Genomic DNA, 23379 nt, shown 5'->3' with positions numbered 1-23379 from the left:
TATGAATCAATTGATTAATCAAGCACCGAACAAGCATAAATTAAATCAGCAAAAATGGAACAATTGGTCTGGCTATCAACAGTCTCACCCTGAGCAGATTTTAAAGCCTGACAGTCTTGATGAGTTAAAACACATTGTCCAAACCCAAGCAAAGATTCGAGTGGTGGGCGCAGGGCATTCATTTACACCTTTGGTGAGTACCGATGCAACATTGCTGTCTTTGGATGGTCTTTCTGGTGTGGATCAAGTCAATACTGAATTTGCCCAAGCCAGTATTTGGGCTGGAACACGATTATTTAATTTAGGGCAATATTTAGAACCGATGCAGCAGTCTTTAATGCAACAGGGTGATATTGACCAGCAAAGTTTAGCTGGTGCTGTTTCAACGGGAACACATGGTACAGGTGTGGGCTTACATTGTATTTCAGGTTATGTACAAGCATTTGAATTACTCACAGCATCAGGAGAAATTCTTCATTGTAATCGCCATGAAAATCCAGATATTTTTGCAGCAGGACGAGTGTCTTTAGGGAGCTTAGGGGTTTTGACTAAAATCACTATGCAGAATAAACCACGCTATAAACTTAAAGAGCAAGTTAGACTGTGTGCGGTCAAAGACTTTATTCAAAATATTGACCAATGGAAAGCACAACATCGGCATATTGAGTGTTTTGCATTTTCTCATGCAGATAAATTGATTTTAAAAACTTTAGATATTACTGAGGATGAGGTTCAACCGCGCACTGAATCATGGCCATCTGAAGATACGTTATTAACCTTATGTTGCGAGTTAACCAAATCTTTTCCGGCATTGAACCCAAAACTACAAAAGCTCTTAGGCGTTTTTATTAAGCCAAGCACATTTGTTGATTGGTCAGGCAAGATTTTCCCGACACCGCGTGAAACGAAATTTAATGAAATGGAATATCAGGTTCCAGTTGAATTGGGTGTGGAATGTTTGCAAGCTGTTCTAGCTGCGCTAAAAAACTCAAAAGCACAAACCTTTTTCCCTGTGGAGTTTCGATTTGTCAAAGGTGATGATATTTGGTTGAGTCCGTTTTATCAGCGGGACTCTATTTCTATCTCAGTACACCAATATTATAAGCAAGCACCTAGACAATTATTTGATGAAGTTGAGTCGATTTTGCAACATTATCAAGGGCGACCACATTGGGGAAAAATGCATAGTATGACAGCAACACAACTTAAAACCTTATACCCTAAGTGGGATGAGTTTATGCAGTTGCGAGAACGACTTGATCCAAGCAGAAAGTTTTTAAATCCTTATTTAGAAAAGCTATTCTTATCTGAATAATGGATAAAATTAAGTGAATGGGTAAAACTAAAATAGACCATAAAGGTAGACTATGAACAACTTTTTTGAGCAATTAAATCGTGATTTAAAACAGTCAAATGGTGCATTACCTCGGTTAATTGTTGATGATCAGGCGCTTGAACAAAATCTACAGTACGTTGCCAAAAAGCTTAAATATGGAAGCCATTTGCAACCACGTATCGTGGTAAAGTCTTTGGCATGCTTAGCATTATTAAAAACCATTAGTCTAAAGCTTTCGACTCAACGGTTTATGGTGTTTCATATGCCACAGCTTTTGCCAATCCTTGAGAACTTTTCGGATGTAGATGTGTTGTTTGGGAAACCGATGCCTGTGAGTATAGTTCAGCATTTTTATGCGATGAATCAAAATTGCAGACAAGCCGATATACAATGGTTAATTGATTCTAAAGCACGTTTATTACAGTATCTTGAGGTCGCAAAACAGTTTAGCTTAACGCTTAAAATCAATATTGAAATTGATGTGGGTTTGCATCGCGGTGGTGTTCGTTCCGATTTTGCACTCATCGAAATATTAAGATTGATTGAGCAAAATCCTGAGCATTTAGTACTTGCGGGCTTGATGGGCTATGATGCCCATGTGACGAAGCTGCCTTCAGTGATTAAAAAGATTGATGTTGCGTATCGAGAATCACAAGACATTTATCAAAATTATAAAAATATTATTCAACAGCAATTTCCACATTTATGGCGAGCTGATCTTTGTTTTAATGGTGGTGGTAGCCCTACATTTTACCTCCACGTGGAGCAAAGTGTGTGTAATGATCTTTCTTTTGGCTCTATGTTGCTTAAACCAAGTGACTTTGACAGTGATGGGTTAAGTGTTTTACAAGCTGCGCTATGGATTTCAACCCCTGTTTTAAAAGTGCTGCCATTTACCCAGTTACCTGGATTAGAAGTTTTAGATAAATTACCACATAGCTCTAAAGCCTTATTTGTTTATGGTGGATATTGGATGGCACATTATGTTTATCCGCGAGGGATTCATCCGCATGCACTTTATGGACGGAGTACCAATCAGGAAATGGTTAATGTGCCTAAAAACACTGAAATAGCTGTTGATGATTTTGTATTTTTAAGACCCACACAAAGCGAAGCGATTATTCCTCAATTTCATAAATTATATTGTTATAAAAATCGAGATTTTGAAGCGTGGGAAACCTTTAGAGAGTAATGCGCCAAAAAGAGGAAGTTGATGGATAATCAAAAGTACAATTTAAATCAGAATAAAGAATAATTTTAAGACAAAGGTTTATAAATATTCAACAAAGGTGTAAAATTCGACACACTTTTATTTTGTTCCACCGATTTTATCTTGAGGATCTTCCTCGATCATAATCTCGCGGTGACATGCTCCATTGTACGGGGCATCACTCCTTAAGGATTTTTAAATATGCCTATTATCACATTGCCAAATGGCGATCAAAAAAGTTTTGATCAAGCTGTTTCCGTTATGGAAGTTGCTCAAAGTATTGGACCTGGACTGGCTAAAAATACAGTTGCTGGGAAAGTAAATGGTCGCTTAGTCGATGCAAGTGATTTAATTACCGAAGACTCAACCTTACAAATCATCACTCCAAAAGATCAAGACGGTGTAGAAATTATTCGTCACTCTTGTGCACACTTGGTGGGTCATGCGGTAAAACAACTCTTCCCTGAAGCAAAAATGGTGATTGGCCCTGTCATTGAAGAAGGTTTCTACTATGACATCTGGATGCCTCGTCCATTTACTTTAGATGATATGGCTGCAATCGAAGCGCGTATGAAAAAGCTCATCGATCAAGATTATGATGTCATTAAAAAAATGACACCTCGTGATGATGTGATTGCTGAGTTCACTGCACGTGGTGAAGATTATAAGTTACGTTTGATTGCTGACATGCCTGAAGAAACTCAAATGGGCTTGTACTATCATCAAGATTATTTAGATATGTGTCGTGGTCCACACGTACCAAATACTAAATTTTTAAAGTCATTCAAATTGACTAAAATCTCTGGCGCTTACTGGCGCGGTGATGCTAAGAATGAACAATTACAGCGTATTTATGGTACTGCTTGGGCAGACAAAAAAGAATTAGCAGCATATATCAAGCGTATTGAAGAAGCTGAAAAGCGTGACCATCGTAAAATTGGTAAAGCTTTAGACTTGTTCCATATGCAAGAAGAAGCACCAGGTATGGTGTTTTGGCATGCCAATGGTTGGACGATCTACCAAGTGCTTGAACAATACATGCGTAAAGTTCAACAGGACAATGGCTACCAAGAGATTAAAACACCACAAATTGTAGACTTCACTTTGTGGGAAAAATCGGGTCATGCTGCCAACTATGCAGAAAATATGTTTACGACCCATTCAGAAAGTCGTAACTATGCAGTAAAACCAATGAACTGCCCATGTCACGTTCAAGTGTTTAACCAAGGTTTAAAATCTTACCGTGATCTTCCAATTCGTTTGGCAGAGTTTGGTTCATGCCATCGTAATGAGCCATCAGGTTCGTTACACGGGATTATGCGTGTACGTGGCTTTACTCAAGATGATGCACATATTTTCTGTACAACTGAACAAATTGGTAAAGAAGTTGCAGACTTTATTAAACTGACTTTAGATGTTTATAAAGATTTTGGCTTTGAAGAAGTTCAAATGAAATTGTCTACACGTCCTGAAAAGCGTGTGGGTGCTGATGAACTTTGGGATGTTGCAGAAAAATCTTTAGCCGATGCTTTAGATGCTGCAAATCTTAAATGGGAAGAACAACCTGGTGAAGGTGCTTTCTACGGTCCGAAGATTGAATTTTCATTAAAAGACTGTTTAGGACGTATCTGGCAGTGCGGTACAATCCAGTGTGATTTTAACTTACCGTTACGTTTAGACGCTTCATATGTAACAGAAGATAACGATCGTGACCATCCTGTGATGTTACATCGTGCAATTCTTGGCAGTTTTGAACGTTTTATTGGTATACTAATTGAACACTACGCAGGCTTTATGCCACCATGGTTGGCTCCAATCCAAACATGTGTCATGAATATTACGGATTCTCAAGCGGAAGCTTGTGAGCAAGTCGTCGCAAAACTCAAAGAAAATGGAATTCGAGCAATTTCAGACTTGAGAAATGAGAAAATCGGCTTTAAGATTCGTGAGCGTACACTAGAGCGTATTCCATACCTATTGGTACTTGGAGATCGAGAAGTAGAGGAAGGGACTGTGAATGTTCGTACTCGCTCTGGAAAAAATTTAGGTACTATGTCAATAGACGCATTTATTGACCTAGTGAAAGCAGCCGTAGCCGAACGCGGCCGGTATATTGTGGAGTAAGAAAGATTAAACAGCCTGACCGTAACCAACAACAAGGTGCTAAAAGTAATCGTCCTGCATTAAATGATGAGATCAAAGCGAAAGATGTGCGTCTCGTTGCTGCAGATGGAGAGCAAAAAGGCATCGTTTCACTTGCTGAAGCTTTGCGTGCTGCTGAAGAAGTTGATCTTGATCTTGTTGAGATCGTGGCGAATGCAGAGCCACCTGTTTGTAAAATCATGGATTTCAACAAACATTTATTTGACTTGAAGCAAAAGCAAAAAGATGCGAAAAAGAAACAGCATCAAGTTCAAGTGAAAGAAATTAAGTTGCGCCCTGGTACAGACGTTGGTGATTACAATGTTAAGTTGCGTGCTATTCTGAAGTTTCTTGAAGAAGGCAACAAAGTCAAAATTACTCTACGTTTCCGTGGTCGTGAAATGGCTCACCAACAGTTGGGTCTTGCACAATTGCAAAAAATTGAAGCAGACGTAGCAGAGTTTGGTATTGTTGAACAAGCACCAAAAATGGAAGGCCGTCAAATGGGTATGTTACTTGGACCTAAAAAGAAAAAGTAATTATTCATCTGTTAAAAAAGCACTGCATTAAGCAGTGCTTTTTTACGTTAAAATGCAGGTGAATTAATCTGAATCGAGCGGAGTTGATATGTCATCTACTCAAAATTCAAATGCGCTATCGAGTATTAACCAAAAAATTATTCAAGCAGGTGAGGTGTTGCCTGTGGTTAAATTAAAGGATGGTAGTGCTGTACAAACGGGCACAGTGGCAACCATGTTGCATAATATCAATCTGTATAACTCAGGTTTAAGAGGAGAGATTGAACAAGAACTGATCCTCGCGATCCCTACTTTAGTGAAAGTTGGTTTATTTGAATTATTTAGTCCAGATGAATGGATATTGGGAAACAATGCAGGTCGTAAATTTGTAGGTGAAAAAGCCAAAGCATATTTAGATGCAATTGCTGAGGTAGATATTTGAAATTAGTATCATAATATGAGAACGTACTGTATTTAATAAAATGCAATAACATAATTTTAGAATAGATTATTAGAATAATCTCTTTTTATAGCATACTGAATCAAGCCAATTCATGTTATAAAAGTAAACGATTAACGCAATAAAATTCAGAAAATACGTGAAAACGAAGAAGGATGAAATATGATTGATCTCTATTATTGGGGTACTCCCAATGGTCATAAAATTACCATTGCACTTGAAGAAATGGGTTTGGATTATCAGATTTTTCCCATCAACATCTTAGAGAATGACCAGTTCCAGCCTGATTTTCTTCGTATCTCACCGAACAACAAAATCCCCGCGATTGTCGATCAAGATGGTCCAAATGGTGAGCCGATTTCAGTATTTGAATCAGGCGCAATCTTGCAATATCTTGGCCGTAAAACAGGACTGTATTATCCAAGCGATGAGCAAGATCGTGTTGAAGTTGAACAGTGGTTAATGTGGCAAATGGGCGGGCTAGGGCCGATGTTAGGGCAAAACCATCATTTTGGTAAATTTGCCAAAGAAAAGATTCCTTATGCAATTGATCGTTATGTTACGGAAACTCAACGTTTGTATGGTGTTTTGAATAAGCAGCTCATTGGACAAAAATATGTGGCTGGTGAATATTCGATTGCAGATATGGCCATTTTACCGTGGGTATTACGCTATGAGTGGCAGCAAATAGCGCTAGATGATTATCCTTATGTTAAAGAATATATTGAGCGTTTAACTGCACGTCCAGCGATACAAAGAGCGCTATCAATCAAAGTGTAAAATGTATTTTATGTTAAGATGAGAAACCACGTTACGTGGTTTTTTATTTTTTAAATGATCGATTTTTGGATGGTTGGTAGGCTTTAGTTATGAAAGATTTCTTTTTGAACTTTACGAAAATATTAGAAGCAAATCCAAAAATCTACTGGAGTATTATTGTTGGTATTGCCGGTTGTTTAATGCTCTATATTGCGGAAATTGTGCATATTCAAAATATTTTAGAGCAATTAAATAGTCAAGCATCAGCACAGATTAGAAGTGTGATCGACCCGATTGCGCAACGTTATCAATGGTCTCGGATTATCTTTATGTTATTGGCGATCATTTGGGCGCATTTTCAATATCGTAAAACCAAAAAAGTGTTGAACTTATCATCATGATGTTGTGAGCTATAGAAAGTAAGTGGAGTGATGGATTGTAGCTCTGATTGTTCTTATGTCCGTGCACTTATGTCTATCATGCGTAATAAACTCAAATCCAAACAAAATTTGCATATGTGATATGGCTTATCTCCTCTTATTTCTTTCCGCATTTGGTGCAGCGACGCTATTACCTTTACAGTCAGAAGCTGTATTGGTTGGGCTACTAGTACAAACACAACATTCTGCGTATTTACTGCTTGCTGTTGCAACGATTGGCAATGTTTTAGGTTCATGCGTGAATTGGTATTTGGGACTCAAAATCGAGCAGTTTAAAGATAAGAAATGGTTTCCTGTTTCTGAAAAAAATATGCTTAAAGCGGAAAAAATATATCAAAAGTATGGCTTTTGGTCTTTGTTATTAAGCTGGACCCCAATTATTGGAGATCCAATCACACTTATTGCAGGGCTAATGAAAGAGAACTTTTGGCGTTTTCTTTTGATCGTGACTATTGCAAAAGGTGGTCGGTATGCTTTTATCTATTTGGTGTATATCGGATTATTTTAATAAAAAGGTTAAAGACACTAAACTATCTTTAACCTTAAAAGACGCATCTTGATGAGTTTATTTACATTCATTGATTTTAAATTGAATCTCATCATTGAAGCTGGATTGTTTATAGATCCATAAAGTACGGTAAGAACGTTTTACATTGATTGATGCATGCTCTACGGCTGTAAGTACTTGTTGATCAAGTGCATTAATACCAGAACGTTGAGTTAACTTAACTTGGGTAATTTCACCTTGCTTATTGGCTTTAAATTTAAACTTTACTGTGCGATCTTTATTTTTTAATAGCGATTGATCCAGTGCAAGTTGTGGTTGTTTTAAATAAACAAAGGCAACCGACTTATCGAGTTGTTGTTTGTTCCAATTTTTTGAATTAAAGCTATATGTACATTGCTTAGCGCGCTGAACATGATCCGTTGCATTCTCTAGTGTTAAGGTAAATGTTTGATAACCGACTAAAGCAATGGCTTTTCCATTTTTTGAATAGGGTTTTACTTTTGCATTTTCCACAGCATCTACAAGTTTCTGATCCAATGCACGGATGCCTGTACTCTCTTGGATATCGGCCTCTGTGACTTCACCAGTATTATTGGCTTTTACTCGAATGATTGCTGAACGATCTTGATCTTTTAATTCAGTGATTTGATAGTGAATTTGAGGAAATTTGACCCATTGTATACGTGTAGTCAAATGTTGAGGATCATTTTGTTCAGATTGCTCCCCTTTGACCTTTATTGTTGGAAGTTTATCCGCACTATAGCTATAGGTTGAAAGGCACAATAAACAAGTGGTAAAAAGAGCTTTATTCATAGGTTTGGCAATCCATGCGGTTTAATACGCATGAGAGTAGTTTAATTGCGCAAAGTATTTATCGAATTTTGTATTCTCGCAATAGAAAATGCACCCGAAGGTGCATTTTTTTACTGTTTTTTATTCTGTAAAAGGCATTATTCTTGACCTTTGGTAATGTCTACTTTGAATAAATCCGAGGTTTTTACCCAACTTATTGCGACAACGGCTAAGGTCATACATCCACCAAATACAGTGGCTGTGATCGTTCCTAGATATTTTGCAGCCAGCCCAGATTCAAATGCGCCCAATTCATTACTCGATGAAACAAACATCCCATTCACCGCAGCGACACGGCCACGCATATTTTCAGGTGGGTAAACTTGCAAAATGGTTTGGCGTACAACCACTGAGATACTGTCACAAGCACCAGTCATAGCCAAAGCAAACAAAGAGAGCCAGACGTTGCTTGAGAATGCAAAGATAATGGTAAACACCCCAAAACCAGCAACAGCAATCAGCATATTTCGCCAAGCATGATGTGTAGGTGGAAATTTTGTTAAAGCGATCATGGTTATTAACGCACCAATAGAGGGGGCCGCACGTAAATAACCTAAACCTTCAGGTCCAACTTTTAGAATATCTTCTGCAAAAATTGGCAGTAGGGCAATCACACCACCAAACAGCACTGAAACCAAATCTAAAGATATGGCCCACAGTACAATTTTGGTTTTCCAAATAAAGCGAAAGCCTTCACTTAAACTGTCCCAAAGATTGTCTTGTTCCATGGTAGGAAAAGTACGCTTCTTTAATAAGTTAATCAGACAGAAGCAAATAAATAAAAGTACCGCTACCGAGAGTAAGCTGTTTTCACGACCGATTCCTGCCAGCATAAAACCACCCAGCATTGGGCCAATAATGACACCACTTTGCCATCCAATCGTAGTCCATGTCGCACCATTGGCATACAGTTCACGAGGAATTAAAAATGGTTTTAATGAGGTTGCTGATGGATTATAGAAACCTCGGATAGTACCCAAACCAAAAATAACTGCATAAATCCCCCAAGACAGTGTAGTCACACCAATTTGCCCATGATCATAACTGTGAAATAACCACCAAAGCACCAATGGCAAAGGGAAGGAGAAAAATAAGCAAACTTTCATAATGGTTTGTTTATTCAACTTGTCTGCAAAATAGCCGCCCCAAAGCGACAGTGCAATAAACGGGATTGCTTCTGCTAGTCCAATCAGACCCAAGGTGAGCGGGTCTTTGGTAATTTGATAGAGTGAATAGGCAACAATAATTTCTTGAATTAAAATTGCGAGCGTTAAACAAAATTGATTGATGGTAACAATTGAGAAATCTCGATAGCGAAGCGCAGCAAAAGCATCCTGTGCAGGGGTCATAACTGTCCAGTTTTATCATGATGTGATGATTATAAAGATTTCATCCTGATTTTTCTTATAAAACTAGGTGAAATTTACATCGAAAATTACATTGGGGAATTGTGAAATTGTTGGATGTTTTGCTTTTGTTTTGTACAGAGATGATTTAGAATACTGCCTCCCTTACCTGCAGGTCGTTGTCGCAATGGTGCGAACGTACCGAACAGGTGTTTAAAGAGGTTGTTATGGCTAAGTTAAAAACTCGCCGTGGTGCAGCTAAGCGTTTCAAAGCGACTGCTAACGGTTTCAAGCGTAAACAAGCGTTCAAACGCCACATTTTGACCAAAAAATCTGCTAAACGTATTCGTCAATTGCGCGGTTGTGTCATGGTTCACGTAAGTGACATGAATTCAGTTCGTCGTATGTGCCCATACATCTAAGGAGATTATAAATGGCTCGTGTAAAACGTGGTGTACAGGCTCATCGCCGTCATAAAAAAATTCTTGCTCGTGCTAAAGGTTACTATGGCGCGCGTTCACGTGTTTATCGTGTAGCGTTCCAAGCAGTAATTAAAGCAGGTCAATACGCTTACCGTGACCGTCGTCAAAAGAAACGTCAATTCCGTGCTCTATGGATTGCGCGTATCAATGCTGGTGCTCGTCAAAATGGTTTGTCGTACAGCCGTATGATCGATGGCTTGAAAAAAGCTCAAGTGATCATCGACCGTCGCGTACTTGCTGACATCGCTATGCATGACTCAGTTGCATTTGCTGCTTTAGCTGAAAAAGCTAAAGGCGCATTAGCTGCTTAATCATCTTCGATGATTAAAAAAGACCGCTTTTATAGCGGTCTTTTTTATGCCTAAAAATTTATTTTCAAACCCTTTCCGGAACTTTTTAGGATGAGTTTTCATTGAGTTTGATTGTTCGAATACAGCGATAATCAGTAAAATTTGTATTGATGTATAATTTGTTATTACGGATGCTCTAACTATTTTGTTATGGCATTGAATTGACCAAACTATAGAATCTAGTCTTATGCGTAAACAATATCACTTTCGCCAAGTTGGTAAAGACACTTTTATTTGGGATGTGCATCATCTGGTTGAACTAAGCCGAGATTTTCCAATCGATGAGGTTCTATTATCCGATATACAAGAACTCAATGAAGCGTATTGGTTTCCAGATACACATCCAACAACACAGCAAATGATTGAACATTTTCAACTGATACAACAGGCAGATCTAAGTTATCCAATTATTCTATCTGCTGATGGCAGAGTGATGGATGGTATGCATCGTGTGGCAAAAGCAAAATTACTCGATCATCTCACGATTAAAGCCGTCAGGTTTGAAATTACACCACCAGCAAATTTTATCAATATTGATGAGGACGATTTGGATTATGCTGATTGAGCAGGCCATCCGAATGATTTAAACATTCAAATAACTTTGCATACACATTACACAATATCAACGTGAAAACATTATTGTTTTAGAAATAGCTCGCATAGAGTAGAACAACGAATAATAGAAAATGATGGAGTGGGTATGCGTGTTGAGATTGAAGGTTTACAACAAGGCGCAATTGAAGTTGAGTTGCAACTACTACCCAGAGTTGGGGAAGTTTTAAAAGTGATGTATGGTGCAGATGCGGAAGTTAAAGGTGAAGTAACAGCAGTTGAGCACTATATTAATCAGCATGCAAATGAACATAAAGTAATACTCAGCATACGACCCGTATTTTGATATACGTCAGCTAAAATGATTGAATCATGATTGGGTTGTTACGTGATCTAAAGTAGCTTATTTAGCTACTTTTTATTTTTAGAGAGTTCTTAGATTTATGAACCGCATCAATGTCGTGGGGACTTCTGCGTCAGGAAAAACAACATTTTCAATAAGATTGGCTCAAAAATTAAAACTCACCTACATTGAATTGGATGATTTATTTTGGCTGGATGATTGGCAAGAGTCTACCGATACTGCATTTTTTCAGAAAATTCAGGCCAAATTAGATCAAGCTAAATCTGGTTTCATCATAGACGGTAATTATACGCGAACTACGCAGATCAAATGGCGAGATATCGATACCGTAATTTGGTTAGATATCCCTTTTTATATCAATCTTTACCAATCCATACAACGAGCTGTTCGTTGTGCTATTTTTAGACACAGACTTTGGAAGAGTTCAAATAATCGTGAAAGTTTTAGTAAGATGTTTAGTCGTGATTCGATTATTTGGTGGATGATTAAAACGCATCAAAAAAATCGTCAGCAATATATAACGATGATGAATGATCCTCAATATTCACATATTCGATTTATCCATTTAAAATCGCGAAAAGCTGCTGATCAATTTTTAGCATCTATTTGACGCGTTATAATTTACAAAACTCCTTAAAAGTTAACTTATCCTGTTATACCTTGTATTGATTGAATATTAAGCCGCGCTACAGACAGCTATGTTTGTACTTGGCATACAGCGTGATAAAAATCTTGGATTGGATGGGGGGTGTGCAGTACTTTCCCCCGTTGCTGATATCCATGATATCGCGCGAAAGATACAAACATGTAAGATTAAGCAATATAAAAAGTTTTTTACCTAATTTTTGAAGGGTATAAAGTTTGCTTTCGAGGTGAGTCCTAATTAAATGAGGATGATATGATTCGATTAGCTGTTTTAGGTGATGCTCAGCAGATTGCTGAAGTACATGTGCAAAGTTGGAATGAAACCTATACAGGTATGATTAAGCAAGAAATTATAGAGCGCGAAAATATTGAAGAACGAGTACAGCTTTGGCAACAGATTTTTTCACATCAGGATTATCATGTATTGGTGTATGAACAAGATGGTCAAATTGTTGGTTTTTTAAGTGGTTATTTAAATACTTCGTATAATGTTGCTGAAATTAAAGCTTTTTATTTATTAAAGAAAATTCAAAAACAAGGTGTTGGTCGTGAGATGTTTGAGCGCTTTTATCAATATGCTCATGCTAAACATTATCAATTTATTCGCTTGGGCGTGATCAATAAAAATCCAAGCCGTCATTTCTATGAGAAATTAGGGGGAAATGTACTTGGAGAAGAGATTCTTTCTGATTATGGTGATGGCATAACAGAAGTATCGTATCAGTGGGATATTAATCATAGGACAATAAAATGAGTGATTCTCAATTTTTAACAACTTTACAAGAACAAGTAAAGAACGGGCAAAAGTATAGTTATTTGTGTTTTTGGGGGCATAGTCAAAAGACTTCTGGAAAAATAGACAAGAGCTGTTTAAGTCAATGGTTTCCTGCAAAATTTGAAATTGATGGTGTCAATTATCAAAGTACAGAACAGTATATGATGGCGCAGAAAGCCAAACTATTTAATGACGAGGATATTTTTCAGAAAATTTTACAAACAGATGATCCTAAGAAAATAAAAGCATTAGGTCGTTTGGTCAAAAATTATCAAGATGAGATTTGGATTGCTCATCGTTATGAAATTGTGGTTCAAGGTAATTTGGCCAAGTTTTCTCAAGACAATGATCTTAAAACGTTTCTACTGAGTACCTCAGATCAGATCATCGTTGAAGCCTCGCCTGTAGATCAAATTTGGGGGATTGGACTTGCAGCAGATCATGTTAATGCGACAAATCCAAACGCATGGCAAGGTTTAAATCTTTTGGGTTTTGCCTTAATGGAAGTGAGAAAGCAACTTTAATGTTGCTTTCTTTTTAAGATTCATTTTATCAAATAGATAAGACATTATAGTCCAAAATAATAAGCCGCAAGGCAGATTAAAATGGTCACAATAATTAATGCAAAAACACCTGTTTTACCGGGTTTATGCTCAGGATTTGTCTTGCTGTTAAACGCTTGACGCTGCTCGGTTTTGATATTTTCATGCGCGTCAAAGGGTGAAGCAATTTGTTTAGGCGTTAAGCGTGCAGATTTATAATGATTTGCAACTTTAACAATAAATTTTGATTTTAAATCTTCAACTTTTTGGAGGAAATGGCGCAAATTCATTTGTTCTTCAGGGCTCATGATTTGCTCATTTTCATCATAGGGATGCTTTAATTTTGTAGAAATAAAGCTTTCTAATGCATCGATACGACAGAAGGTTTCATGTGCGTAATCAGCTTGATAGTCAGTGGGTAACAGCGCAAGTTTAAGGCTTGAATCCTCGTTCGTGTATAGCGTTTCATCTAATCCATAATAAGGTAAATCTTTATTTACAGGTTCTGGAAAACCTTTGGCATATTGAGTATCGAACAATTCATTGTCTGTATAAACTTGAATATCATCCCAATTCGGTTGAACTAAATCTTGTTCAATCCGTTTAATCAATTTTGCATTGAGATCATAGCGCCAAAAAATCTCGGTACGTAAATTGGGGCGTTGTTGCTCAGGCGCTTCATAATCATTGTCTGCGCTATACCATTCTGCCAATTCTTTACCAAAAATCCATGCAGTTTTCTTTTGTTGATCATGGCTAACAATAAAGTGGGGGATGGCTAACAGTTCAACATTGGCATTTGGATTTTGTTCATCATTTAAAATGCTCGCGCTATGTAAGCTGAGTCGATACACGCCTTGTTTTTTTAGCCCTTCAAGCCAAATCTGAAAATGCTGTGCCAATAGGTGCTGTTTGGTTAAATCACGGAAGCCAAAAGCATGCTGATTAAAAATGGCATGATTGACCCAACGAGAAAAACTGATCCCTTGAGTGAGATACTCATTGCCATAAGTGACGAGTGTAAGTTGACGTTTCCAGATTTGATCGAGTGCCATTTTTTATAGATCTCAGCGACATTAAATCCATTTTATACTTTTTATAAATCAAAGTTCTAGCATTTCAACAGGAATCAAACAGGGAAATATACAAATTATTTAGAATAAGTTGTGACTAATCGTATTTTTTGTAAAGCGGAAACTTCATTCAACTGCATAAAAACTGTTAGAATATAGAGTTATATTATTTTTCTAAAATATTGCTTTGAGAGTTACTATGTCACTGGAAGCCCTGACCACTGAAGCGCTCGCTGCGATTGCAGCAGCTCAAGACCTGACTACACTCGACCAAGTACGAGTGCAATTTACAGGGAAAAAAAGCCAGCTTGCGGAACAATCTAAGGCACTTGGCAAAATGGACCCTGAAGAGCGTAAAGTTCAGGGCGCTGCAATTCATGCAGTACGTGAAGCGATCAGTGCAGCATTGACTGAACGCCAAACTGAATTACAGAAAGCTGAATTAGAATTAAAGCTAGCAAGTGAAACAATTGATATTACTTTGCCAGGACGTGGGCAAGCTGTAGGAAGTATTCATCCCGTTACTCAGGTTCAAGAACGTATTTGCCAATTCTTTACCAAAGCGGGTTTTACTGTTGCGACAGGGCCAGAAGTTGAAGATGATTATCACAACTTTGAAGCATTGAATATTCCAGGACATCATCCTGCACGTGCGATGCATGATACGTTTTATTTTGATGCAAATCATTTACTACGTACCCATACCTCTGGTGTACAAGTACGCACAATGGAAAACTCGCAACCACCGATTCGTATCGTTTGTCCAGGGCGTGTTTATCGTTGTGACTCAGATCAAACCCATTCTCCAATGTTCCATCAAATCGAAGGTTTATACGTTGCTGAAAATACCAGCTTCGCAGAATTAAAAGGTTTGTTGATTAATCTGCTAAATGAATTTTTTGAGAAAGATTTAAAAGTACGCTTCCGTCCGTCTTATTTCCCATTCACTGAGCCAAGTGCTGAGGTGGATATTATGGATGAGCGTGGTCGTTGGCTAGAGGTTTTGGGTTGCGGTATGGTACATCCAAATGTTCTACAAGCTGCGGGTATTGATCCTGAAAAATATAAAGGCTTTGCATTTGGTCTCGGTGTAGAGCGTTTCGCAATGTTGCGTTATGGCATCAATGATTTGCGTATGTTCTACCAAAACGATGTGCGTTTTTTACGCCAATTTGCTTAACAAATTTATACCTCTCCCTGACCTCTCCAAAAAGGAGAGGGGATGTCCAAGATAATGAGACGAAGGGTTCTGCCTCTTTTTAAAGGGGAGTCAGAGAGGAATTCATAGATATTGAATATAGGTTTTAGAAATGAAAATTAGCGAAAATTGGCTTCGCACATGGGTCAACCCTGCAATTGATAGCGATACTTTGTCTGATCAACTGACCATGTTGGGACTTGAGGTTGATGAACTGGTTCCCGCAGCTAAACCATTTACAGGTGTGGTGATTGGTGAAGTTTTAACTGTTGTACAGCATCCTGATGCAGATCGTTTACGTGTCACCACAGTGAATATTGGTTCGGGTGAACCTTTGCAAATCGTATGTGGTGCACCAAATGTACGTGCTGGAATGAAAGTGCCAGTTGCAACCATTGGTGCAGTGCTTCCAGGCGATTTTAAAATTAAAAAAGGCAAACTTCGTGGTGTTGAATCACAAGGGATGCTCTGCGGCGCTTCAGAAATTGACCTTGAAGATAAAATTGACGGTCTGTTAGAGCTTCCTACTGATGCGCCTGTAGGCACAAATATTCGAGAATATTTAAATCTTGATGATCATGTGATTGATATCAGCATCACGCCAAACCGTGGTGACTGTTTTAGTATTCGTGGAGTGGCACGTGAAATTGGGGTAATTAACCAATTGCCTGTAACAGCACCTGAAATTCAAGAGGTTGCGGCTACGATTGCTGATCAGAAGCAAGTTGTTGTGACAACGGATGGTTGCCCTCGTTACTTAGGTCGTGTAATTAAAAATGTAAATACCAAAGCAGCTACGCCTGCATGGATGGAGCAAGCTCTAGCACGTTCAGGTATTCGTCAACACAGTATTCTTGTTGATATTACCAACTATGTGCTTATGGAACTTGGTCAACCGTTACATGCGTTTGATGGTGGTCAGGTTCAAGGTTCAGTGCATGTGCGTCAGGCAAGTGCAAATGAAAAGCTTGTTTTGTTAAATGAACAAGAAATTGAATTGACCGAAGATGTTATGGTGATTGCAGATGATGTAAAAGCATTGGCGATCGCAGGCATCATGGGTGGTTTGTCCTCATCTGTAACAGATGAAACCACAGAGATTTTCCTTGAATCTGCATTCTTTGCACCATTACATATCGCAGGGCGCGCACGTCGTTATGGTTTGCATACAGATGCGTCACAACGTTATGAACGTGGTGTGGACTTTGAATTGCCTATGATCGCAATGCAACGCGCTTCACAATTGATTCAAACTCTTGCAGGTGGTGATTTCGGTCCAATTACCGTATCTGAAAAAACTGAATTGTTGCCTAAACGCGAAGCAATTGAGTTGAATCAAGCGCAAGTGGATCAATTGCTAGGTTATCAAGTTCCTACTGCATTTATTACAGATGCGTTGCAACGTTTAGGTTGTGCTGTGACTGTAACAGCTGAAGGTAAATGGACTGTTGTACCACCTTCACATCGTTACGATATGGCAATTTATCAAGATTTAATTGAAGAAGTTGCGCGTATACATGGTTATGACAATATTCAAATTAGTCTGCCAGTGATTGATGTAAAACTTGCTAAACATCAGGATCAATTTGAACTGACTCAGTTACGTCAAACTTTAGTAACACTGGGTTATCAAGAGGCGATTAGTTTTAGTTTTGCAGATTTAAAACTTGAAAAACAATTGAATTCACAAGTAAATCCATTGGCGCTTGCAAATCCGATTTCAAGTGATTTGGCGGTCATGCGTTCAACTTTACTTTCAAGCTTAATTCCGTGTGTTCAGTACAATATCAATCGTCAACAAAGTCGTGTGCGCTTCTTTGAGCTAGGGCTACGTTTTGATTATCAAAACGCGAAAAGTATAGAAGATTTGAAACAGATTCCAACTTTGGCTATGATTGCTGTAGGATCAAAACAAATTGAATCTTGGCATGGAAAAGCTCAAGTTATGGATTTCTTTGATCTCAAAGGCGAGGTCGAAGAAATTTTAGCAGCTGGACGTGTTCAAGTTGAATATGTTCGTTCTGATCGTGAATGGTTACATCCAGGTCAATCTGCGGAAATTCTCGTGGATGGGAAATCAGTAGGTTATTTAGGTCGTCTACATCCATCTTTGGAAAATGCACTGGATTTGAGCACAACTTGGATCGCAGAGCTCGACCAATCGGCTGTTTTGCAAACTTATGTATCTAATTTTACAGAATTATCACGATTTCCATCGGTTAGACGTGATATTGCGCTTGTAATTAGTGATAAGATTAATGTTAGTGAAATTCAGCAACTTATCGAAAAAACGGGTGGAGAGCTTTTAGACTCTACTTGGTTATTTGATGTGTATACAGGGCAAGGTGTTGAACAAGGTAAGCGCTCTTTAGCATTTGCATTGTTATGGCAACATCCATCACGTACACTCGAAGATGCTGAGATTAAATCCGGTATGGATCATATTATTCAAGTGTTAGAAGACACTTATCAAGCGACATTGAGGGCCTCATGACAGCATTAACAAAAGCAGAAATGGCTGATCATTTAAGTGAGCTTACGAGTTTAAACCGTCGTGAAGCAAAACAAATGGTCGAGTTGTTCTTTGACGAGATTAGCCAAGCATTAATTGCAGGCGAACAAGTCAAACTTTCAGGTTTCGGAAATTTTGAACTACGTGACAAACGTCAACGTCCAGGTCGAAATCCTAAAACTGGAGAAGAGATTCCAATCTCAGCACGTCGAGTTGTAACATTCCGTGCAGGTCAAAAATTTAGACAACGTGTGGGTACAGAACAAGAAGATTAATCGGCAATTTGTGTGTCGTAAGATGAAAGCTCTGTAATCTAAAAGTTTTGTAAGATAAAAACCCTGAGTAATCTGCTTGGGGTTTTTTATTGCCAGAAATAAACATCATTTGGATTCGATTAACTAATTTTTGCTGTAATCACAGTGATAAGACTGGAATATCGCTTTTTTATCCCAATACCCAAAGATCAAATGGGTTTATGTGCGTGAGGTTTGGTTAAAAAACAGAGTAGTGAGAGATAGTGTAATTGTTGGGTAAAAGTGAGACCCTTATGCGGGATAAATTTATTTTAAGAAAATTCTTAGCATCTTTATAAAAATGCAAATAAGTAAACCTATTCTAGTATTGGTTAAGATGATCCAATACGCTTGCAATTTTAACGGTTGATAAGCAAAGTAAAATAGAGTGGTATAGTTTTGTACTTATTGGATTTACGGGTTCAGTAGCGAAGGGTGATACAGCTTGTTTATGATTATTTAAACTTTAAAGTAAAAAACAAAGCAAAAAAAAAGAGAACCTAAAAGGTTCTCTTTTCTTGATAATAATCTAAGCGATTATTATTGAGCAGCTGAAGCAGCAGCAGAAGCGTCTGCAGCAGCAGCAGTAGCATCAGATGCAGCAGCAGTAGCGTCAGCAGCAGCATCAGTAGCAGATGCAGCAGCAGCGTCAACAGCAGCAGTAGCTTCAGAAGCAGCTTCTACAGCTTGAGAAGCAGCAGCGTTTGCATCAGCAGCAGCTTCTTCAGTTTTTTTAGCACAACCAACGAAAGCTAAAGTAGTAGCAACTGCAGCAGCAATAGCGATTTTTTTGAATAACATGGCATCACTCTCATAAATTTAATAGAGACAAAAAACCCAAGTTAGCCTGTTTTTTGCTTTTTGCATGAGCAGTCTAACTGGTATGCGAATATGCTATCACTGCGCATTTTGAATTGCTACTGTTTATCTTAAAAAAACTGACCAAATTGATGAAAAAATGATGGTTTTTTAACAGTATTTTACAATCAAGTTGCGTTTTTAGATTGGTTTATTGATAAATAAGTTATTAATAAATATAAAAAATCTTGATGAATAATTTTTATATTCAAATATTTGCAATATCGTGTAACGTTGAAACTCGATGATTGTATATTTATGTAAATAATGTCAACCAAATAAAAAGGCTACTCTTAGAGTAGCCTTTTTAAGTATTTATGGAATTAGTTGGCAGCTTTGCGCTTCATTTGATCAAAGAAATCATCATTGGTTTTGGTTTCTTTCATGCGATCCAACAAGAATTCCATCGCCACTAACTCATCCATAGGATGAAGAAGTTTACGAAGAATCCATACTTTACGTAGGTTTTCTTCGCTCATGAGACGCTCTTCACGACGCGTACCTGACTTTTTGATATTCATTGCTGGGAAGACGCGTTTTTCAGCAATACGGCGATCAAGGATGATTTCTTGGTTACCTGTACCTTTGAATTCTTCGTAGATCACTTCATCCATTTTACTGCCTGTTTCAATCAATGCAGTCGAAATAATGGTAAGAGAACCGCCTTCTTCAATATTACGTGCAGCACCAAAGAAACGTTTAGGACGTTCTAAGGCATGGGCATCAACACCACCGGTAAGTACCTTACCAGATGAAGGAACAACAGTGTTATAAGCACGGGCTAAACGCGTGATGGAGTCAAGTAAGATCACAACATCTTTTTTGTGCTCTACCAGACGTTTGGCTTTTTCAATCACCATTTCAGCAACTTGTACATGGCGAGCTGGAGATTCATCAAAGGTTGAAGCAACAACTTCACCACGCACAGTACGTTCCATTTCTGTCACTTCTTCAGGACGCTCGTCGATCAGAAGAACAATCAAGAAACATTCAGGATTGTTACGTACAATAGATTGGGCAATGTTCTGTAATAACATCGTTTTACCCGCTTTTGGCGGTGCTACGATAATTGAACGTTGACCTTTACCGATGGGTGCAACCAAGTCCACAACACGCGCTGTCAAATCTTCAGAAGAACCGTTACCCAGTTCCATAACCAATTGCTCAGTTGGGAAAAGCGGTGTGAGGTTTTCAAATAAAATTTTATTGCGTGAGTTTTCAGGGGTGTCATAGTTAATTTGATTAACTTTTAATAATGCAAAGTAACGTTCACCTTCTTTAGGTGGGCGAATCGTACCTGTAATCGTATCACCAGTTCGTAGATTAAAACGACGAATTTGTGAAGGACTAACATAGATATCATCCGGACCTGCAAGATAAGAACCTGCAGCGGAGCGTAAAAAGCCGAAACCATCAGACAAAATTTCAAGAACACCATCACCAAAAATTTCTTCGCCATTCATTGCATGGCGTTTGAGGATGGCAAAAATGATGTCTTGCTTACGGTTACGAGCCATTCCTTCAAGGCCCATAAACTCAGCAATTTTAATGAGTTCGCCGATCGGTTTTTTCTTGAGTTCAGTTAAATTCATAAATGGTCAGATTGAATAAGGATGTGTGGAACACAGATAAAGAGAAAAGAAGCAAAAGTCGCCAGCAGTGTAATAGGTGAGTTGAAATTGTATAGACACAAAAACAAACTCAGAATCTATGTAGTTCTTTCGAGGAGAAATATGTAAAACAATTTCTGTTGCCGAACGGCGATCTTATGTGTTGTCCTTTAAGAAACAGGAAGAGAATCCTAATGTTCCTTGAGCATGGAATATAAGTTAGATCAACAAGTTTGTCAAATTATAGTCGAAAAAAAATACGCTAGAAAATCAAGCGTATTTCTCATTTTCCTAGATTTATACAAATAATGTATAAATTCAGCAAATTAAATATTTTCTTCAATGAATGCCGTTAATTTAGATTTTGGCACTGCACCAATTTGTTGAGCAACAACTTCACCATTTTTAAACATCAATAATGCTGGAATGTTACGAATGTTGTAGTTGACCGCAGTTGCTTCACACGCAGTTACATCAACTTTAACGATTTTAACTTTACCTTCAAATTCAGTTGAAAGTACTTCAAGGACTGGTGCAATCGCTTTACACGGTGCACACCAGCCTGCCCAGAAATCTACGATTACAGGGATATCAGATTGAAGTACATCTGCATCAAAGTTGTCATCAGTGGTATTTACGATATTGCCAGACATGGATTTTGCTCCAAAATATTTTAAAGATGAATCTATCTATGGATATAAGTATTACATAGTCATCTTTAACAATGTAGGGGGATACTTAAATTTTCATTCTAATTTGTGAGTTTGTCCAATTGATGCTCACGATATTTACAATCGGATCTTTAGAAAAAGCAGTGAAACTGTCACATAATTGTCATATATGCTGAAAAAATAATGACTCATCAAATTGTCTAAATAAATGGCTTTTAAAAAGCGTGTATGTGAATTAATCTAAGCAGCAATTCAGTATGAGTTTGTATAAATAATGTCTGATTTTTTGATTGATGAAGAATTACTTGCTGCGATTGATATGGGGTCAAATAGTTTCCATTTGGCAATTGCTCGTGTGGATCATGGTGAAGTTAAGAAAGTTGCTTCTATGTCAGAAAAGGTTCAGCTTGCGGCTGGATTAGATGAAAATAAAAACTTAACTGAAGCTGCACAGCAACGGGGCTTGGCTTGCTTAGCGCGTTTTGTTGGGCGTTTAAGTTCAGTACAGCCGACTCGACTCAGAATTGTCGCGACAAATGCGCTGCGTCAAGCGAAAAATGGACATGAATTTATTCAAAAAGCAGCGGAGATCTTGCCAAAGCCGATTGAAATTATTGCGGGACGAGAAGAAGCCCGACTCATTTACTTGGGTGTTTCCCATACCATGGCCAATAGTGGTCGTCGTCTGGTGATTGATATTGGTGGTGGATCTACTGAACTGATTATTGGTGAAGAGTTCGAGCCGATTCATACCGAATCTTTACAAATGGGCTGTGTGGCCTTTACTAAAGCCTATTTTGCTGATGGTGATATTAACAACAAAGCTTTTGATAAAGCTGTGGTTGCTGCGCGTAAAGAATTATCTTCGATTGCAAATACCTATAAAGCTGCGGGCTGGGATACTGTGGTCGGTTCTAGTGGAACCATCAAAGCATGTCGCCAAATTGCGGTCAATATGGGCTGGAGTGATGAGCAAGAGAATCTGACTCGTGAAGGTTTAGAAAAATTAAAAGACAAATTGCTGAAATTTAAAAATATTTCAGATATGGAATTTGATGGTTTAAAAGAAGATCGCAGAGCAGTATTACCTGCGGGTTTAGCGATCCTTTATGCTGTGTTCGAAGTCTTGAATATTGATAAATTGGTGTATTCAGATGGGGCATTACGTGAAGGTGTAATGTATGACTTGCTCGGCCGTTTCCAACATGAAGATATTCGCGATCGTAGTGTACAGGCGATGATGGGACGCTATGGCGCAGATGCAAAACAGGCAGAGCGCGTGGTTGAAACAGCACAACATTTGTTTAATGCTGTGGCCAATACACTCAACTTAAACAGTGATGATAGCGATCTGTTGCGTCGAGCTGCTTATTTACATGAGATCGGTTTAGCCATTAGCCATAGTGGTTATCAAAAGCACAGTGCTTACTTATTACAACATTCAGACATCCCCGGTTTTTCGCAAATTGATCAAAACCATTTGTCACATTTGGTCGCTCATCACCGTCGTAAATTACGCGTAGATGCCAAACTAGACGTGTTAAAAGTGGGCGGCAACAAGCTTGTGTACTTGTGTTTGTTGCTTCGTCTTGCAGTTTTACTGAATCATAGTCGTAGCGATGAGATGCTTCCTGCCATTGAATTGACGGTAGAGAATGAGCAACAATGGCAACTCAGCGTTTCTGGTGATGCCAAACAATGGCCATTGCTGGTTGCAGATTTGCATGACGAGCAAGTGCAATTTAAGCATTGGGACATTGAATTGAATATTCAGTCGGAACAGTTTATCGATTAACTTAAAGGTTTGGTGATGATAGAGTGATCAATCATTTTATATCACTTAAACCTAAACTTCCGATGCGTAATCCATCGGTGAATTAGGG

The 23379-nt window shown here is 38.2% G+C and carries 25 protein-coding genes; 19 read left to right on the top strand and 6 right to left on the bottom strand.

The genetic code is table 11. The features are described 5' to 3' along the window. Position 1: 1 nt before the first annotated feature. The 8 genes from PYV58_RS18685 (at position 2) to PYV58_RS18650 (ending at position 7373) form a co-directional block, all read left to right on the top strand. Positions 2-1315: a D-arabinono-1,4-lactone oxidase gene (locus PYV58_RS18685; RefSeq protein WP_051670957.1), complete on the top strand. Its 1314-nt coding sequence runs from the start codon at positions 2-4 to the stop codon at positions 1313-1315. A gap of 52 nt (positions 1316-1367) precedes the next feature. Further along, positions 1368-2528 carry an alanine racemase gene (locus PYV58_RS18680; RefSeq protein ID WP_034609959.1) on the top strand — a complete coding sequence of 387 codons (1161 nt, stop codon included), beginning with the start codon at positions 1368-1370 and terminating at the stop codon, positions 2526-2528. Between the two features lie 219 nt (positions 2529-2747). After that, on the top strand, positions 2748-4670 hold the full coding sequence (thrS, locus tag PYV58_RS18675; RefSeq protein ID WP_004723075.1) for a threonine--tRNA ligase: 1923 nt from the start codon (positions 2748-2750) through the stop codon (positions 4668-4670). A 5-nt stretch (positions 4671-4675) separates the two neighbouring features. Further along, entirely contained in the window at positions 4676-5227 is a 552-nt protein-coding gene (gene infC / locus PYV58_RS18670) for a translation initiation factor IF-3 (protein ID WP_081401514.1), read from the top strand. Between the two features lie 88 nt (positions 5228-5315). Further along, on the top strand, positions 5316-5648 hold the full coding sequence (locus tag PYV58_RS18665) for a hypothetical protein (RefSeq protein WP_034609960.1): 333 nt from the start codon (positions 5316-5318) through the stop codon (positions 5646-5648). 180 nt (positions 5649-5828) lie between these two features. Further along, entirely contained in the window at positions 5829-6446 is a 618-nt protein-coding gene (locus PYV58_RS18660) for a glutathione S-transferase N-terminal domain-containing protein (RefSeq protein ID WP_004819104.1), read from the top strand. Between the two features lie 89 nt (positions 6447-6535). Further along, positions 6536-6826 carry a hypothetical protein gene (locus PYV58_RS18655; RefSeq protein ID WP_034609961.1) on the top strand — a complete coding sequence of 97 codons (291 nt, stop codon included), beginning with the start codon at positions 6536-6538 and terminating at the stop codon, positions 6824-6826. Positions 6827-6947: 121 nt separating this feature from the next. Continuing rightward, positions 6948-7373, top strand: coding sequence for a YqaA family protein (locus PYV58_RS18650; RefSeq protein WP_004819108.1), 426 nt, complete (start codon positions 6948-6950; stop codon positions 7371-7373). A 57-nt stretch (positions 7374-7430) separates the two neighbouring features. On the opposite strand, the gene PYV58_RS18645 is transcribed toward PYV58_RS18650, so the two are convergent. Together PYV58_RS18645 and PYV58_RS18640 are read right to left on the bottom strand one after the other, a co-directional pair. Then, on the bottom strand, positions 7431-8186 hold the full coding sequence (locus tag PYV58_RS18645) for an energy transducer TonB (protein ID WP_034609964.1): 756 nt from the start codon (positions 8184-8186) through the stop codon (positions 7431-7433). Positions 8187-8323: 137 nt separating this feature from the next. Then, positions 8324-9574, bottom strand: coding sequence for an MFS transporter (locus PYV58_RS18640; RefSeq protein ID WP_004819112.1), 1251 nt, complete (start codon positions 9572-9574; stop codon positions 8324-8326). A gap of 224 nt (positions 9575-9798) precedes the next feature. Between PYV58_RS18640 and rpmI the strand changes: the two genes are divergently transcribed. The 7 genes from rpmI (at position 9799) to PYV58_RS18605 (ending at position 13263) form a co-directional block, all read left to right on the top strand. Beyond that, positions 9799-9993, top strand: coding sequence for a 50S ribosomal protein L35 (gene rpmI / locus PYV58_RS18635; RefSeq protein ID WP_002054552.1), 195 nt, complete (start codon positions 9799-9801; stop codon positions 9991-9993). An 11-nt stretch (positions 9994-10004) separates the two neighbouring features. Further along, a complete protein-coding gene (gene rplT / locus PYV58_RS18630) occupies positions 10005-10364 on the top strand; it encodes a 50S ribosomal protein L20 (RefSeq protein ID WP_004723060.1) in 360 nt (119 codons plus the stop codon). 226 nt (positions 10365-10590) lie between these two features. Then, entirely contained in the window at positions 10591-10968 is a 378-nt protein-coding gene (locus tag PYV58_RS18625) for a hypothetical protein (protein WP_034609966.1), read from the top strand. Positions 10969-11103: 135 nt separating this feature from the next. Beyond that, complete coding sequence (locus PYV58_RS18620; RefSeq protein ID WP_004723056.1) at positions 11104-11301, top strand: hypothetical protein; 198 nt, start codon at positions 11104-11106, stop codon at positions 11299-11301. 97 nt (positions 11302-11398) lie between these two features. Next, on the top strand, positions 11399-11929 hold the full coding sequence (locus PYV58_RS18615; protein WP_034609968.1) for an adenylate kinase: 531 nt from the start codon (positions 11399-11401) through the stop codon (positions 11927-11929). A gap of 288 nt (positions 11930-12217) precedes the next feature. Further along, positions 12218-12718, top strand: coding sequence for a GNAT family N-acetyltransferase (locus tag PYV58_RS18610; protein ID WP_034609970.1), 501 nt, complete (start codon positions 12218-12220; stop codon positions 12716-12718). Then, positions 12715-13263, top strand: coding sequence for an NADAR family protein (locus PYV58_RS18605; RefSeq protein WP_034609971.1), 549 nt, complete (start codon positions 12715-12717; stop codon positions 13261-13263). Before PYV58_RS18610 ends, PYV58_RS18605 begins: the two co-directional genes overlap by 4 nt. A 44-nt stretch (positions 13264-13307) precedes the next feature. On the opposite strand, the gene PYV58_RS18600 is transcribed toward PYV58_RS18605, so the two are convergent. Further along, complete coding sequence (locus PYV58_RS18600) at positions 13308-14336, bottom strand: hypothetical protein (protein WP_034609972.1); 1029 nt, start codon at positions 14334-14336, stop codon at positions 13308-13310. Positions 14337-14553: 217 nt separating this feature from the next. On the opposite strand from PYV58_RS18600, the gene pheS reads away from it, so the two are divergent. The 3 genes from pheS to PYV58_RS18585 all read left to right on the top strand — a co-directional run bounded on the left by pheS (position 14554) and on the right by PYV58_RS18585 (position 18339). Beyond that, positions 14554-15534, top strand: coding sequence for a phenylalanine--tRNA ligase subunit alpha (pheS, locus tag PYV58_RS18595; RefSeq protein ID WP_004723046.1), 981 nt, complete (start codon positions 14554-14556; stop codon positions 15532-15534). Between the two features lie 130 nt (positions 15535-15664). Further along, positions 15665-18046, top strand: coding sequence for a phenylalanine--tRNA ligase subunit beta (gene pheT, locus PYV58_RS18590; RefSeq protein WP_034609974.1), 2382 nt, complete (start codon positions 15665-15667; stop codon positions 18044-18046). Beyond that, positions 18043-18339: an integration host factor subunit alpha gene (locus PYV58_RS18585; protein WP_004723042.1), complete on the top strand. Its 297-nt coding sequence runs from the start codon at positions 18043-18045 to the stop codon at positions 18337-18339. The genes pheT and PYV58_RS18585 overlap by 4 nt, the downstream gene beginning before the upstream one ends. A 558-nt stretch (positions 18340-18897) precedes the next feature. On the opposite strand, the gene PYV58_RS18580 is transcribed toward PYV58_RS18585, so the two are convergent. The 3 genes from PYV58_RS18580 to trxA all read right to left on the bottom strand — a co-directional run bounded on the left by PYV58_RS18580 (position 18898) and on the right by trxA (position 21478). Next, positions 18898-19158 (bottom strand): hypothetical protein, encoded by a 261-nt coding sequence (locus tag PYV58_RS18580; RefSeq protein ID WP_034609976.1) that lies wholly within the window; start codon positions 19156-19158, stop codon positions 18898-18900. Positions 19159-19538: 380 nt separating this feature from the next. Further along, the gene (gene rho, locus PYV58_RS18575) at positions 19539-20807 is read right to left on the bottom strand and encodes a transcription termination factor Rho (protein ID WP_004723038.1); all 1269 of its coding nucleotides are present in this window, start codon (positions 20805-20807) and stop codon (positions 19539-19541) included. Between the two features lie 344 nt (positions 20808-21151). Further along, positions 21152-21478 carry a thioredoxin gene (gene trxA / locus PYV58_RS18570; RefSeq protein ID WP_004723035.1) on the bottom strand — a complete coding sequence of 109 codons (327 nt, stop codon included), beginning with the start codon at positions 21476-21478 and terminating at the stop codon, positions 21152-21154. A 292-nt stretch (positions 21479-21770) separates the two neighbouring features. Here trxA and ppx point away from each other — a divergent pair, with 292 nt between their 5' ends. Further along, positions 21771-23291: an exopolyphosphatase gene (gene ppx / locus PYV58_RS18565; protein WP_004819129.1), complete on the top strand. Its 1521-nt coding sequence runs from the start codon at positions 21771-21773 to the stop codon at positions 23289-23291. The last annotated feature ends 88 nt before the right edge of the window (positions 23292-23379 follow it).

It is taken from the genome of Acinetobacter sp. TAC-1, assembly GCF_029025845.1.
Taxonomy (GTDB): domain Bacteria; phylum Pseudomonadota; class Gammaproteobacteria; order Pseudomonadales; family Moraxellaceae; genus Acinetobacter; species Acinetobacter guillouiae.
This window is presented reverse-complemented; position numbering and strand designations above follow the sequence as displayed.

What these genes read in the sequence shown, in the direction of transcription:
- PYV58_RS18610 (WP_034609970.1), top strand. Translation starts at nt 12,218, where the DNA reads ATGATTCGATTAGCTGTTTTAGGTGATGCTCAGCAGATTGCTGAAGTA.
- pheS (WP_004723046.1), top strand. Translation starts at nt 14,554, where the DNA reads ATGTCACTGGAAGCCCTGACCACTGAAGCGCTCGCTGCGATTGCAGCA.
- PYV58_RS18625 (WP_034609966.1), top strand. Translation starts at nt 10,591, where the DNA reads ATGCGTAAACAATATCACTTTCGCCAAGTTGGTAAAGACACTTTTATT.
- rpmI (WP_002054552.1), top strand. Translation starts at nt 9,799, where the DNA reads ATGGCTAAGTTAAAAACTCGCCGTGGTGCAGCTAAGCGTTTCAAAGCG.
- PYV58_RS18685 (WP_051670957.1), top strand. Translation starts at nt 2, where the DNA reads ATGAATCAATTGATTAATCAAGCACCGAACAAGCATAAATTAAATCAG.
- PYV58_RS18680 (WP_034609959.1), top strand. Translation starts at nt 1,368, where the DNA reads ATGAACAACTTTTTTGAGCAATTAAATCGTGATTTAAAACAGTCAAAT.
- PYV58_RS18605 (WP_034609971.1), top strand. Translation starts at nt 12,715, where the DNA reads ATGAGTGATTCTCAATTTTTAACAACTTTACAAGAACAAGTAAAGAAC.
- thrS (WP_004723075.1), top strand. Translation starts at nt 2,748, where the DNA reads ATGCCTATTATCACATTGCCAAATGGCGATCAAAAAAGTTTTGATCAA.
- PYV58_RS18600 (WP_034609972.1), bottom strand. Translation starts at nt 14,336, where the DNA reads ATGGCACTCGATCAAATCTGGAAACGTCAACTTACACTCGTCACTTAT.
- trxA (WP_004723035.1), bottom strand. Translation starts at nt 21,478, where the DNA reads ATGTCTGGCAATATCGTAAATACCACTGATGACAACTTTGATGCAGAT.
- PYV58_RS18665 (WP_034609960.1), top strand. Translation starts at nt 5,316, where the DNA reads ATGTCATCTACTCAAAATTCAAATGCGCTATCGAGTATTAACCAAAAA.
- PYV58_RS18660 (WP_004819104.1), top strand. Translation starts at nt 5,829, where the DNA reads ATGATTGATCTCTATTATTGGGGTACTCCCAATGGTCATAAAATTACC.
- PYV58_RS18645 (WP_034609964.1), bottom strand. Translation starts at nt 8,186, where the DNA reads ATGAATAAAGCTCTTTTTACCACTTGTTTATTGTGCCTTTCAACCTAT.
- PYV58_RS18615 (WP_034609968.1), top strand. Translation starts at nt 11,399, where the DNA reads ATGAACCGCATCAATGTCGTGGGGACTTCTGCGTCAGGAAAAACAACA.
- PYV58_RS18640 (WP_004819112.1), bottom strand. Translation starts at nt 9,574, where the DNA reads ATGACCCCTGCACAGGATGCTTTTGCTGCGCTTCGCTATCGAGATTTC.
- PYV58_RS18655 (WP_034609961.1), top strand. Translation starts at nt 6,536, where the DNA reads ATGAAAGATTTCTTTTTGAACTTTACGAAAATATTAGAAGCAAATCCA.
- PYV58_RS18580 (WP_034609976.1), bottom strand. Translation starts at nt 19,158, where the DNA reads ATGTTATTCAAAAAAATCGCTATTGCTGCTGCAGTTGCTACTACTTTA.
- rho (WP_004723038.1), bottom strand. Translation starts at nt 20,807, where the DNA reads ATGAATTTAACTGAACTCAAGAAAAAACCGATCGGCGAACTCATTAAA.
- pheT (WP_034609974.1), top strand. Translation starts at nt 15,665, where the DNA reads ATGAAAATTAGCGAAAATTGGCTTCGCACATGGGTCAACCCTGCAATT.
- PYV58_RS18650 (WP_004819108.1), top strand. Translation starts at nt 6,948, where the DNA reads ATGGCTTATCTCCTCTTATTTCTTTCCGCATTTGGTGCAGCGACGCTA.
- PYV58_RS18620 (WP_004723056.1), top strand. Translation starts at nt 11,104, where the DNA reads ATGCGTGTTGAGATTGAAGGTTTACAACAAGGCGCAATTGAAGTTGAG.
- ppx (WP_004819129.1), top strand. Translation starts at nt 21,771, where the DNA reads ATGTCTGATTTTTTGATTGATGAAGAATTACTTGCTGCGATTGATATG.
- rplT (WP_004723060.1), top strand. Translation starts at nt 10,005, where the DNA reads ATGGCTCGTGTAAAACGTGGTGTACAGGCTCATCGCCGTCATAAAAAA.
- PYV58_RS18585 (WP_004723042.1), top strand. Translation starts at nt 18,043, where the DNA reads ATGACAGCATTAACAAAAGCAGAAATGGCTGATCATTTAAGTGAGCTT.